Origin of the sequence: Paenibacillus melissococcoides (assembly GCA_944800085.1) — a bacterium.
GTDB lineage: Bacteria > Bacillota > Bacilli > Paenibacillales > Paenibacillaceae > Paenibacillus_B > Paenibacillus_B melissococcoides.
In genome coordinates, this window is record CALYLO010000005.1 from 122,406 (window position 1) to 134,764 (window position 12,359).

Sequence of the window (12,359 nt, forward strand, 5' to 3'; positions counted from 1 at the left end):
CACGAGCAGCACCTTGATCTTCATGCTTCCTCTCCTCCCTTCCGGCAGGGCAATTGAACGCGAATGACGGTTCCCTTGCGCGGCACGCTCTCCAGCTCGAACGTGCCGCCGCATGTCCCTGCCCGCTCCCGCATCCCGGTTATGCCCAGGCCGGCATGGTTCCGCAGCTTCGCCATGCCGATGCCGTCATCGGCTATCTCCATTCGCACGCAGGCCTCTTCCTTGAACAGCCGGATTCGGACGGCATCGGTCTTCGCATGCTTGCGAACATTGTTGATCGCTTCTTGTCCGATACGGAACAGCGTCTCCTCCATGTGGCGGGGCAGATCAAGCAGGCTGTCTGCCCCCGCCCCGGTCTCGACGGAGATCCCTTGCGTCATGCCGTAGCGGACGAGGCCGGTCAGAAGGCCTTCTTCGAGGCCGGCCGGACGGAGCTGCCAGATGAGCGATTTCATCTCGCATACCGCATCCTTCGTCAGCTCCCGCATCTCGGACAGAGCGGCGAGCGCGTCCGCTGTCCGGGAGGAGGCCAGCAAGCTCTCCATGCCATGCGCGGCAAACTGCAGCGCGAACAGCTTCTGCGAGACCGAATCATGCAAGTCCCGCGCCAGCCGGTTGCGCTCCTGCCACATGGCCAGCTTCAGCTGCTGCTCACGGAACTGCGCAGCCTCATGCCCCCGCGACAGCAGCTCGGCGGCGCGGTGCAGCATGTCCATCATGACCGGGTCAAAATGCTTCGCCTCCGTGCTGTCCGCATAGAGGACGCCGATGACCCGGTCCCGCAGCAGAATCGGAACCGCAGCGGCCGCCGCGATTCGCTCCGCCCGGCCGGGGCGGTTCCGCCGCTTGCCGGGAGCGGCAGCGCCGGAATGCCAGCGCTGGGCGGCCTTCTCCGCATAGACGCTCCTGATCCGCTGCCGCGTGCATGCGCTCGTCCCCATAGCCTTGCGCGAGAGCCGGCCCTCCTCCCAATAAGCGATGCAGGCCAGCTCTCGCTCTCCGCCATATGCACGGCCGCGCTGCGGCAGTTCAGCAGCTCGCCTAAGGCCCGGGCAATCCGCCCGGGAATGTCCCGGTAATCGGCAACGCCCGCCAGTTGGCCGGATAATTCCCCCATCCGCTGCAAGAGCTCGGCCTGCTTGAGGCGGGATTGGTACAGCAGCGTCCGCTCGATTGCGGTGCCGATCTGGTAGGCGACCGATTGAAGCAGCGTCAGCTCGTCCGGAGCGTAATGCGTCTTGCCCGGAGCTTTCCCGGTGTTGGAATCTACTTACTTGGTCTTTAAAAAAATCGAAGCGGCACACTTGCAGGACGTATATGCGATTTACGACAATGAAAATGTAGTTACATATTGCGGAATCACCCCCAAGCATAACCTGCAAACCGTAAGCAAAGGGATTGATCATTTTGAAAGGGATTACCAGAAAAAAAGCAGAGTCAAATGGGGTATCTTTCCGAAGAATCAAAACGACGAATTGGCCGGAATTATAGAATGCATGGATTTTCATCCCAAAGTGAACATGGTCACTATCGGTTTCTTTTTAACAGAGGCCTCCAAGAAAGTTCTCCTCAAAAACGGTTTTGTAAAAGAAGGATTGGTAAGACAAGCTTCCTTCTGGTCCGGTAAAGGAGTCATCGATTTAGAAATCTAGGGACTCTTGAAAGAAGACTACGCGCATCATTCAGCCTGAACGACACAAAAACACAGGCCCGAGGCCTGTGTTTTGTCGATCCATAACGGTAAACCGGAGCGATGAAGCCGATCAATCGAACAAATCGCCCAACCGGTCGAGCACCGTTTTTTTCTTGTGCGGCTTGTAGTATGGCGGTCGATGGCCTGAATCGTAATGGCCGTAATCGCTCTTATGCGGACGATGGTCACGCCCGTCGTACCATTCCTGATATTCCTTGCGCTCTCTTCGCACATCGGACATCAGCTTCTCCAGCTCTCCCCGATCCAGCCAGACGCCCTTGCAGCTCGGGCATACATCGATCGTTACGCCTTCCTTCTCCACCTCGCGCATCCGCACATCATTGCAGATTGGACAATTCATGTGTCATCCCTCCAACAATTTTTCGATCGTATTCCCGTGTATCTTCTAAGTTGACATTCATCAAGCCGATAAGCCGTAACCGTAAGCTCCGCGAATCCCCCCCTCCAACAGAATCTACAACGAAAAAAAGCCTCTACCGTTCGACGGTAAAGGCCTCGATGGTTACAAAAAAGACCTCTACCCTGCTTATGCGGTAAAGGTCTTGCTTACAACGCTGGCGTTGCCAATAAAGCCGGGGCGCGACGGACCCGAAATGACGACTTTACTGTAGTAGCTACTCCCCTTCAATAAAGAAAGCGCTATTCGATTACTCCGATTATATATGTGCCCAGGCAGGCATGTCAACAACCGTGCTTAGGATATGTTGTTCTTCTGTGATAATGTCACCCTATAACTGTTCTGAGATAATGTCACTATGGGACAGGAGATATTGACATTGACGAAAGCAGAAATGAAGAAGGTACTCGTTGTGGAGAAAATCATAGATGGGCGGATGACCAATAGGGAGGGAGCGGCAGCGCTGGGTTTATCAGAACGCCAAGTCATTCGGCTAAAGAAGAAATACCAATCCGGAAAAGGAGCACAAGAACTTATACACAAGAATCGGGGGAAACAGCCTCATCACGCCCTTCCCAATGAAGTGAAGGAACGAATCGTTGAGCTGTACACAGCCAAGTATTACGGAAGCAATTGCTGCCACTTCGCAGAGCTTCTTGAGGAGCATGAATCGTTGACACTGAGCGCTTCCAGCGTGAGACGTATCCTTCTGGCTAGTGGGCTCAAGCAAGCCAAGCAGCGGCGTCGCAGTAAAGCCCATCCGCCACGGGAACGCAAACCGCAAGCCGGCATGCTGTGGCAGATTGACGCAACTCCTTATGCATGGTTGGAGGATCGGGCTTCATCCTTTACGCTGCATGCTGCGATTGACGATGCAACAGGTACCGTTGTCGGTGCCGTCTTTCGTCCGAACGAATGCCGGGAGGCCTACTCTCTAGTCATGCAGCAAGGGATAGAAAAATACGGGGTTCCCCTTGGGCTTTACAGTGATCGGCATACGATTTTCCGGTCGCCTAACGAAAAGCTGACGCTCGAGCAAGAGCTCGCTGGGGAGACCAAACCGCTCTCCCACTTCGGCAAAGCGATGGCTGACTTGCATATTGAGCACATCAAGGCAATTACACCGCAAGCCAAGGGACGGGTAGAACGCCTCTGGCAAACATTTCAGGATCGCTTGGTGATCGAACTGCGGCTTCTTGGCATCAAGACGCTGGAAGAGGCGAACGCGGCTCTGCCCAGCCTATTGCAGAAGCACAATCACAAATTTGCCATAGAGCCAAAAATGACCGATTCGGCTTACCTGAAGCTTGATCCGTCTATCGATTTAAATCATGTGTTCACGCTTCGCAATTATCGGCAACTCGGGACCGGAAACACCCTCTCGTACAACGGAAAGTGCTATACCCTTGCCCAGCCTGCTTCCCTTCGTCTGGATGCAAAAACGACGGTTGAAGTGCGGGAGACGTTAACAGGGGATGTATTGTTGTGGCACCAAGGCCAGCCCTGGGCACTCAAAGAAACTCAGAAGCCACAGCGCAAGACGTCTGGATCAAAAAAGGCGAGTTCTGCGTCGCCACGCAAACCCGCCCAGAATCATCCGTGGAAAACCACGTATGATAACACTAAAAATAAGCGTACCACAAAAAACAGTTCGTTCCAAGATGCAATGTATTCGCAACATAATAGCTATGCAGAGGTCACCTGGTAAGGCTGACCTCTGATCACACAAGTGACATTTTCATAGCACAGTTAAAGTGACATTTTCACAGACGATTGACACAACCGTGCTTAGGATATGCCCAATTCCGCATGCGCACTTATAAGATTGCCCGTATACGCCGAATAATAACAAGAAGGACAATATTTGGAGGGACATGCGATGAGCCGCCAGAAGCTGCAAGACAGACTGAAAATGAGAAAGGTCGAACCGAAACATGGAGACCAATTCAATGACCTGCTCCGCTATGTATTTCAAGTCACGAATCTTGATCTGCAGACGTTCGGATGGGAGAACCGCGAGATCGCGCAGGCGAAGCTTCCCGTGCTGAAGGAGGCCGATGTGCTCGGCTGGTTCGATGGCGACAAGCTGATCTCCCAGCTCGCGGTTTATCCGTTTCAAGTCAATATTTTCGGAGAGATCTATGACATGGGCGGGTTGACCGGCGTAGGCACCTACCCGGAATACGCCAATCTCGGCTTAATGAGCCAATTGATGCGCCAGGCGCTCGCGAATATGCGCGAACGCGAGCAATCCATATCGTATCTGTATCCGTATTCGATACCGTTCTACCGCCGCAAGGGCTGGGAGATCATTTCCGACAAAATCTCGTTCGAAGTCAAGGATACGCAGCTTCCGAAGCTCAAGACGGTGCCCGGCAACGTGGAGCGACTCACGATCGAGCATCCGGATATTCGCGACGTGTACAGACGCTTCGCCCTCGCTCATCACGGGGCGATGCTGCGCAGCGATCTCGCATGGGAAGAATATTTGCGCTGGGATCTGGACGATCTGACGGTGGCGGTCTATTATGACGAGGATCAGCGGCCGCAGGGCTACCTGCTCTATTGGATTGCCGAAGAAGTGTTCCACATGAAGGAAATGGTGTTCATCGACGGCGAGGCCCGCGCGGGGCTCTGGAACTTCATCAGCGCACATTTCTCGATGATTACGCGGGTCAAAGGCCATATTTACACGACGGAGCCGCTTGCCTTTCTGCTTGAGGACAGCGACATCAAGGAGACGATCTCCCCGTACTATATGGCGCGAATCGTCGATATTCAACGCTTCGTGAAGCATTATCCGTTCCTGCCCCAAGCGGCGGAATGCCAGTTGACCTTCACGCTTCACGATCCGATACTGGATTGGAATCAAGGCAAATTCACGTTGAGGGTGGATGAGCAGGGCCGGGGCCAGTTGACGGAGGGCGGCGGCAGCCCGGCGGCGGCCTTCGACATTCAGACATTGACGACCATGCTGATGGGCTACAAGCGTCCCGCCTACTTGGCGCGCGCGGGCCGCTTCCAGGCGCTGCGGGCTACGATCGAGCAGTTGGAGAAGCTGATCGATCGCCAGACGCCTTATTTCTCGGATTATTTTTGAGCGGCTGCGGTGCGGCATTGGAGGGTGTCTCACAGGCACTGCAAAATGATGGAGATGACGAGGTAACAGAGAATGTGGATGCGCGGGAAAAACGGCGGCGCGCAAACCGGTCGAAGATGGATGAAGCAGTGAAATGCTGCGTGGATGCATCAATTTCTGTTCTTTCAGCCGCTATTTGATGAAATTCCCGTAAAAGTACATTATTTCCAACGATTTTTGTCTTTTATCGATTGGATAGTCAGAAATTGATGCCGTTTTGCAGGATTCCCTGTAACGGAGTACACGTCATAAAGGAAAAATGTAGTTTTGCAGTTTTTCGGCGAGTCGAGCTTTGAGAATCAAGGGGGGCTGTCTCACTGTAGTGAAATACTACTTCTGGGACACCCCCCGCGTTAACGTCAGCGAATGAAGCCTGATCGCGGTTGGCTGCAGCCGGATGAGCGGCTAGCGGAACCGCTGCCATCCTCATTCGCGGCTATCCGCTCCATAGTACTCTTCCAGCGTCAACCCCTCTGCCGTCAACCGCCCGGCCAGATCGCGGCCGACATAGCGGAGATGCCACGGTTCATACTGATAACCGGTTATCTCCTCCTTCCCGCGCGGATAACGGATAATATAACCGAAGCGGTGCGCATGCGCCGCCAGCCACTTCGCTTCCTTCGTAGCCGCGAAGCAATCCTGCACCGCGCACCGGCCGTCGCTGCCGGACACATCGACGGCCAAGCCGGTCTCATGTTCGCTGTGGCCCGGGGCGGCGCTGTATGCGTTTGCCCGCCGGGACCCTTCCGTATGGACATATTGGCGGTATACCGCCGTCTGCGCGGCAGACGAACGGTAAGCCGAGACGCTGGCCAGATAGATATGGTCCCGATCGGCCGCGGCGAACAGCCGCTCCAGCGCCTGGGCCGCTTCCCGGCGCAGCCAATACCGCTTCGACTTCATTCCCGTAAGCGTCCGCACCTTCGGGCAGATCAGATCGGGCGGCGCATATCCCGGGGGAAGTCCATGCCGCTTATTGACGAGAACCCCCGGACTGTCCGCATCCGGAAGGGGGCGGCTCGCCTGCTTGCCGGACGCGGATGGCGGGGTTCCCGCCGGAGACGCCTGTCCTGCTTGAATGCCGGCTTGTCCGGCCACGTGCAGCTCCGTTGCTTCCGTTCGGACCGAGGGAGCCTTGCAGCCGAAGCACACGATGCAGAACAGACTGCAGCAGAGGATGCATATGCAAGCTTTACCAGACATGTTCAAGGCTCCTTCCTGCATTGGCAATGCGATTACCATGCGAGCAAAATGATATCATTAGGTAGTGTGCTCCGGTTTTGCCAGAACCATGAAAGGGGGCCCGCCAACATTTTAACGAAAAATATACGCTAAGCCGTGAATCGCGTGCGGCTTGGCGTTTTTTCTTACCCTATAGCCGAAAACAATCGCTCTGGCCAGTGCGTTCATTGCTTCCCCTTTGTTCAACCCTCGTGTTTCAGGTCACTTGCATATTCCTTCAGCGTTTTGGAATTCAAATCTTCATGGGTGGTGAGAGCGTGAATGAAGTCTTGAATCGTCTGCTCCCCCAGCTCCGAACTCCCGTTCGTCTCCTTCGTCAGCAGAGCCTCCAAATCTTGACTTACATTAGAGGAGATGGTATTTTACCTTAACCGAAACATTAGCGGACATCAAATATATGTACAGAAAACACATTATGACCGCTAAGCTTAATCAGCGGATATCTAATATCAGGAGGCTCATTCTGCCATGGTAGTTCGTAAAGATGATCTGCTCAACCTGATTGACCGGCAATTCAGGAAATATCAATGCACGAACATCCGAAAGAAGTGAAGTCATGAAAATCATCAACCGCATTATGATTTCGAGCGCTTTTTTAGTGCTTCTTTCTCTTATCTCCCTGCTTTCCGTCATTGGCGTAACAATCTGGTTGTTTACCCTGAATGGCGATGGAGGCAAAGAATTACTGGACAAAGATATTTTTCATGCCGAGGAAATACTCGGTGGATTCGACGTCTCCACAAGAGACTGGGAAATGCTGAATGACAAGCTTTCCATATATGGATATAATCTGCTCGTTCTTAAAGATGACAACATCGTTTTTACCGCTCTAAGTGATTTACAAAACGAAGTGATAGATGGTCTTAAAAACCTTGAACCAGAGCAAGGAGCTTTAGCGGGAAAATCAGTGGACTTCACATTTGTCACTATGATAGCCGGTGATTTTTCTATGTACGCCATTAAGAGCAGCGCAGATCACAGTGGTGGGGTTCTCGGCTTCTTGCAGCAGCTTCTGTTATTATTCCTGGTCCTCATCCTAGTCATTCTGCTGCTTAGCCAGCTTTTCACGCGCAAATTGGCATGGCGCATTCTTAATCCGCTTAGTGCCTTGTCGGAGGGCGCGAAACGGATCGAACGCGGCGATTTATCCAAACCGCTAACGTACACTGGCAATGACGAATTTGCTTCCGTATGCGCGGCGTTCAACCACATGCAGGAGCATCTGATTAAAGAACGTGAGAAAAACACCGCTTACGAAAAAGCGCGTGTTGATTTAGTTGCTGGAATTTCTCACGACCTGCGCACACCGCTCACCTCTATAAAAGGTTATATCAAGGGCTTGCGCGACGGCGTTGCAAATACTCCAGAAAAAAGAGAAAATTATCTCCGGATTGCATATCAAAAGTCCTGTGAAATGGATGTTCTGCTTCAAAAGCTGTTCTATTACTCAAACCTTGAAACAGGCAACCTGCCGCTTTCACTTGCAGATGTAGATTTAGGGTGCTTTGTACGCGATTTTGTGGCGGCTTGCACTGAGGAATTGGGACAAAAAAATATTACAATCACTACGGATATTACGTCGGTTGGTCATCCCGTGCGAATCGATGAAGAGCAGATGCGCCGAGTGATGACTAATCTCATCGAAAATGCCGTAAAATATGCGGACTCGGAACCACTGCTTCTGCATATTTCCGTATGGCGTGAGCGCGACAAGGAACACCTGCTGTTCGCCGACAACGGACAAGGTGTGCCGGAAGAAGATCTGCCATTTTTGTTTGATCGCTTTTGGCGGGGTGATAAAGCAAGAAACATAAAAAACGGCGAAAGCAACGGACTTGGCCTCTATATCGTGAAATACATTGTAGAAATGCATGGCGGCGCCGTGACGGCTAAGAACGATAACGGACTAAACATCGAAATGATGCTGCCCTGCGGAGAGGAGAAGGAACATGGGTAAGATATTGATTGTCGAAGATGATGCCGAAATCGCAATGCTTGAAAAGGATTATTTGGAGATAAACGGTTTTGAGACTGAAATCATTGCGGATGGGAAAAAGGCGGTTGCAGCCTTACTTCGTGATCGTTATGACTTGGTACTGCTTGACCTGATGCTTCCTGGGCAAAGCGGTTATGATATATGCCGTGAAGTCAGAGATAAGACGGACATTCCCATACTTATGGTGACGGCGCGGACGGAGTCGGTGGATAAAATCCGCGGGCTTGGACTCGGAGCAGACGACTATATTGCCAAGCCGTTCGACCCCGCCGAACTTGTTGCAAGGGTCAAATCCCATTTAAGCAGATATGAACGACTGGCAGGTTCCGCTAAGAACGCAGGCAATGACGGTGCAATCACGGTTTCCGATGTAAGGATTTTGCCGAAAAGTTGGAAAGCTTACAAGGGCGAAAGGGAAATCAAGTTCCCGAATCGCGAGTTTGAACTTCTCTTGTTTCTTGCTGAAAATCCTAATCTTGTTTTTTCAAAAGAAACGCTTTGTGAAAAGATATGGGGCTTTGATTATGCTGGTGACAGCTCGACTGTCACGGTGCATATTAACCGCATTCGGGATAAAATTGAGGACGACCCGGCAAAGCCTGAAATCATTGAAACGGTCTGGGGCGCAGGGTACAGGCTGAATCGCTGAATTCTACGCGTTGGAACGCTAATAATTAACCATGTAGAATATACTGGTCATCCCCCTGTCAAGTAGACATAACTAAAAAGACACCTTTAAGCAGCAGCCGTTTCTCGGTATTCAACCGGGGAACGGTTGTTTAATTTTTCTGAAAGGTTGTCCAGACGGTTTCCGCGTACCCTGCCCGCATGGTTTTTTATTTTGTATTTGTTTATAAACTGTTTATCTTTTCTCATCCGGCAATTTAGGAATATTGCCTATAATCAGTCTATCAAATCAAAAGGAGGCTAAACAGTGAAACTGACAATCGAAAATATCAGTAAAAACTACGGTAAAAAGCAGGCATTAAATGGCGTCAGCTTCGAGATGGAAAATGGTGTCTACGGCCTTCTAGGGCCGAATGGGGCTGGTAAATCAAGCCTTATCCGCATATTGGCCGGGGTGATGGACGCAAGCGGAGGGGAGATTTTGATAAATGGAAAGAACAGAAAGAACTGTGACCGCGAGTACCGTTCGAAGCTGGGCTATTTGCCTCAGTCGCTGGACTTTTACCCCGATTTTACAGGGCTTGATTATTTGCGCTATACGGCCGCTCTCAAGGGCTTGCAAGGCGCGGCGGCAGAGCGGAAAATAATGGAGCTTGCCGAGCAGGTGCGTCTTACTGACGATCTGCCGCGAAAATGCGTCAATTACTCCGGCGGTATGAAACGTCGTCTAGGCATCGCCCAAGCACTGCTCAACGACCCCGAAATACTCATACTCGACGAACCTACGGCCGGGCTTGATCCGCATGAGCGCATTAAATTCCGAAATCTCGTTTCGATCTTCTCCCGGGACAGAACGGTGCTTCTCTCCACGCACATCGTTTCCGACATCGATTCGATCGCCAAACAGACCGTGATGATCAAGGGCGGCAAGGTCGGAAAAATGGAAAGCACGCAGAGCTTTGTGGACGCACTGGAAGGCAAGATCTGGCTCATCAACATGACAGTGGATGAACTGGTCGATTACCAAAACGACCATATCATCAGCAATGTCGTCCCCATGGGCAACCGTATGGAAGTACGCGTGATTTCGGACGACAAGCCCTCGCCGGACGCCGCCGCCGCCGTACCTACTCTAGAAGACGCTTATCTCTATGAATTTAATTAATATTTGCGGAGGATTGTAGCATGAAATTGTTTCAATATGAAATGAAAAAGCTGCTCATCAATAAAAGCAAGCTCATACTGCTTGCCGTTCTGTTTATTCTTTACGCGGTATTTGCATATGCCTCCGTCATGGGGGAATACGAATTAAGCGGCTCAGAGAAGAAAAACGCCGTAAGCGAGTATACAAGGCTTGTTTCGGAAAATTCCGGTAAGCTTAATCCGAATCAGCTTGCCGAATCGCAGACGATCATCGACGCCGTCATAGCCGAACACGGCAGCGGCGAAGGCTTTAGATACCTGCTGAATCGCGATCCCGTCCTGAAGTTCCACTACAGATACGCTGCGTTCGGGCAGAATGTGAACGAATACTGGAACGGTCCGCAGGAGCAGGACAAAGGGAACATTAAAGGCGTTTATCCTCTGCAGGAAAAACTCAAGGAGCTTGAAGCGGACGGTCAGACTGGGACATACGAATACAACATTATTCCGACCGTTTAGAAACCGAACTTTCTATGGGGGAGCCGGTCTTTGAGAACGTCGTCTTTTGGAATCACTTTTTTGTCAGGTTTGACGGGTTCATGGTGGTGTTATTACTCCTTCTGGTTTTGACATACTTTATCTCGCCTTTGTTTACGCAAGAGGTCAAAACCGAAATGGACAGCATTGTGCTAAGTTCCGAAAAAGGCCGCCGGGAAATTGTGACCGCCAAACTGTTATGCGGAGGTCTGACGTCTGCCGTTGTCGCTGTTGTCTATCTTGCAGGTTCGTTTATCGGAACGTTCATTGGATATGGCGATTTGAGCGGCGCTAATGCTCCTGCCCGCTCCCTTCAGGGATTTGGGTCTTCAATGCTTGATATGACAGTAGGCGGCGCTGCCGCGTTCGGAGCGGTATGGCTCATTTTCGCAACCGTGATCTTTGGCCTGGCGCTTTCCTTTATCTCATCAAAGACGAAAAACCAGAGCGCCGCTTTCGGACTGGGGATTGTGATTCTTTTGGCAGGCTCAATGTCCAATTATCTTGGGGGTAAGCTCGTAGAAACAATTTGGCCGATTGTGGACTTCAACTTCGGATCGCTGTCGATGTTTATCGCTATTTTCGGCGGAGCGAAATCATACAACCTGTTCGGCATTCCCGTTTCATATGGGCTGGCAGCATTCGCAGTCTGCCTTGTCCTGGGTATCGCCGCGGTGTTGCTGACATATCTTGCGCAGAGAAAAAGATCTGTACTATGATCTGCGTGTTGTCGCGCGATTCTGGCGCTGATAACGACCTGTTTAATAACTTATCGGTACCCCTGGCACATGGCTCTCTTTAGAAAGACCTTAAACGCCGTATCCACTTTTCATGCCGGGGTTGTAGCGGGCCCCCTGAAAGCGCCCGCGACAATAGAAAAGCGCCTGACCCGTATCTGTCAGACGCTCTCTTCTTATTTATGGATAAAGGGCCAAATGCGGCAAGCTATTTTGCTGCGCTCTCTACGGACTCCTGTTCCGTCTCCGCCGCCCCGGCGCCGCGCGGCAGGATAACGGAGGCCAGCAGCTCGCTGCCCGTTCCGGCCAGTTGGATGCCCGCCGGCAGCTTCACTTCGCCTGCTGTCAGCTTGTCCCCGACATTCAGATGAGAAATGTCGACGGGAAGCGATGTCGGCAGATCGGAAGGAAGACCTTCGACTTCAAGCTCCACTTCCTGTGTCTGCAAGACGCCGCCCACCTTCGTGCCGGCTGCCACCCCTTGATAATCCAGCGCGATCTTGACGCGCAGCGGCTTGTTCTCGGACACCTGCTGGATGTCGAGATGGATCCAGTTGCCCCAGCGCTCCTGCACTTCCTTGATAACGGCAGGAATGGTCTTGTCCTCGACCTTCAGGTGGAACAATTCGGAACGACTCGTACGCGCGAACTTATAGACTTCCTTCGCATCCAGATGTATGGGAACTCCCTCCATGGACGGTCCGTAGACAACGGCCGGAATCCGCCCGCTCTTGCGCAGGCTCCGGGTGGAGGAACGCTTGAAATCCGTTCTCCGTTCAGCGGTAAGTTGAGAAGTATTGCCGTGTGCACTCATGACATAACAACCT

Annotated in this window: 11 protein-coding genes and 1 pseudogene; 8 read left to right on the top strand and 4 right to left on the bottom strand. The window is 52.1% G+C overall.

Going from position 1 to position 12,359, the window contains the following annotated elements; genetic code table 11:
- Positions 1 to 20: 20 nt before the first annotated feature.
- Positions 21 to 1,249 (bottom strand): annotated as a pseudogene (locus OCY70_RS18290) (GAF domain-containing sensor histidine kinase); the annotation flags it as partial.
- Here OCY70_RS18290 and OCY70_RS18295 point away from each other — a divergent pair.
- On the top strand, positions 1,239 to 1,652 hold the full coding sequence (locus OCY70_RS18295; RefSeq protein WP_373871537.1) for a GNAT family N-acetyltransferase: 414 nt from the start codon (positions 1,239 to 1,241) through the stop codon (positions 1,650 to 1,652). The pseudogene OCY70_RS18290 and the gene OCY70_RS18295 sit on opposite strands and share 11 nt — an antisense overlap.
- 111 nt (positions 1,653 to 1,763) lie before the next feature.
- On the opposite strand, the gene OCY70_RS18300 is transcribed toward OCY70_RS18295, so the two are convergent.
- Complete coding sequence (locus OCY70_RS18300) at positions 1,764 to 2,054, bottom strand: TFIIB-type zinc ribbon-containing protein (protein WP_213431059.1); 291 nt, start codon at positions 2,052 to 2,054, stop codon at positions 1,764 to 1,766.
- Positions 2,055 to 2,490: 436 nt separating this feature from the next.
- Here OCY70_RS18300 and OCY70_RS18305 point away from each other — a divergent pair, with 436 nt between their 5' ends.
- Together OCY70_RS18305 and OCY70_RS18310 are read left to right on the top strand one after the other, a co-directional pair.
- Positions 2,491 to 3,819: an ISNCY family transposase gene (locus OCY70_RS18305; protein ID WP_261944557.1), complete on the top strand. Its 1,329-nt coding sequence runs from the start codon at positions 2,491 to 2,493 to the stop codon at positions 3,817 to 3,819.
- Between the two features lie 171 nt (positions 3,820 to 3,990).
- Positions 3,991 to 5,211 (top strand): GNAT family N-acetyltransferase, encoded by a 1,221-nt coding sequence (locus OCY70_RS18310; protein ID WP_213430107.1) that lies wholly within the window; start codon positions 3,991 to 3,993, stop codon positions 5,209 to 5,211.
- Positions 5,212 to 5,676: 465 nt separating this feature from the next.
- Here the strand turns inward: OCY70_RS18310 and OCY70_RS18315 are convergent, their stop codons facing one another.
- Positions 5,677 to 6,453: a M15 family metallopeptidase gene (locus OCY70_RS18315; RefSeq protein WP_261945082.1), complete on the bottom strand. Its 777-nt coding sequence runs from the start codon at positions 6,451 to 6,453 to the stop codon at positions 5,677 to 5,679.
- Between the two features lie 595 nt (positions 6,454 to 7,048).
- On the opposite strand from OCY70_RS18315, the gene OCY70_RS18320 reads away from it, so the two are divergent.
- The 5 genes from OCY70_RS18320 (at position 7,049) to OCY70_RS18340 (ending at position 11,514) form a co-directional block, all read left to right on the top strand.
- Entirely contained in the window at positions 7,049 to 8,449 is a 1,401-nt protein-coding gene (locus OCY70_RS18320; protein ID WP_213430106.1) for a HAMP domain-containing sensor histidine kinase, read from the top strand.
- The gene (locus tag OCY70_RS18325) at positions 8,442 to 9,137 is read left to right on the top strand and encodes a response regulator transcription factor (protein ID WP_213430105.1); all 696 of its coding nucleotides are present in this window, start codon (positions 8,442 to 8,444) and stop codon (positions 9,135 to 9,137) included. The genes OCY70_RS18320 and OCY70_RS18325 overlap by 8 nt, the downstream gene beginning before the upstream one ends.
- A 285-nt stretch (positions 9,138 to 9,422) precedes the next feature.
- The gene (locus OCY70_RS18330) at positions 9,423 to 10,280 is read left to right on the top strand and encodes an ATP-binding cassette domain-containing protein (protein ID WP_213430104.1); all 858 of its coding nucleotides are present in this window, start codon (positions 9,423 to 9,425) and stop codon (positions 10,278 to 10,280) included.
- Positions 10,281 to 10,300: 20 nt separating this feature from the next.
- Positions 10,301 to 10,777 carry a hypothetical protein gene (locus OCY70_RS18335; protein WP_213430103.1) on the top strand — a complete coding sequence of 159 codons (477 nt, stop codon included), beginning with the start codon at positions 10,301 to 10,303 and terminating at the stop codon, positions 10,775 to 10,777.
- A 14-nt stretch (positions 10,778 to 10,791) separates the two neighbouring features.
- Positions 10,792 to 11,514 (top strand): hypothetical protein, encoded by a 723-nt coding sequence (locus OCY70_RS18340; protein ID WP_213430102.1) that lies wholly within the window; start codon positions 10,792 to 10,794, stop codon positions 11,512 to 11,514.
- 226 nt (positions 11,515 to 11,740) lie between these two features.
- Here OCY70_RS18340 and OCY70_RS18345 read toward each other — a convergent pair whose 3' ends face one another.
- Entirely contained in the window at positions 11,741 to 12,346 is a 606-nt protein-coding gene (locus OCY70_RS18345; RefSeq protein WP_261945083.1) for a 50S ribosomal protein L25, read from the bottom strand.
- Positions 12,347 to 12,359 lie beyond the last annotated feature (13 nt).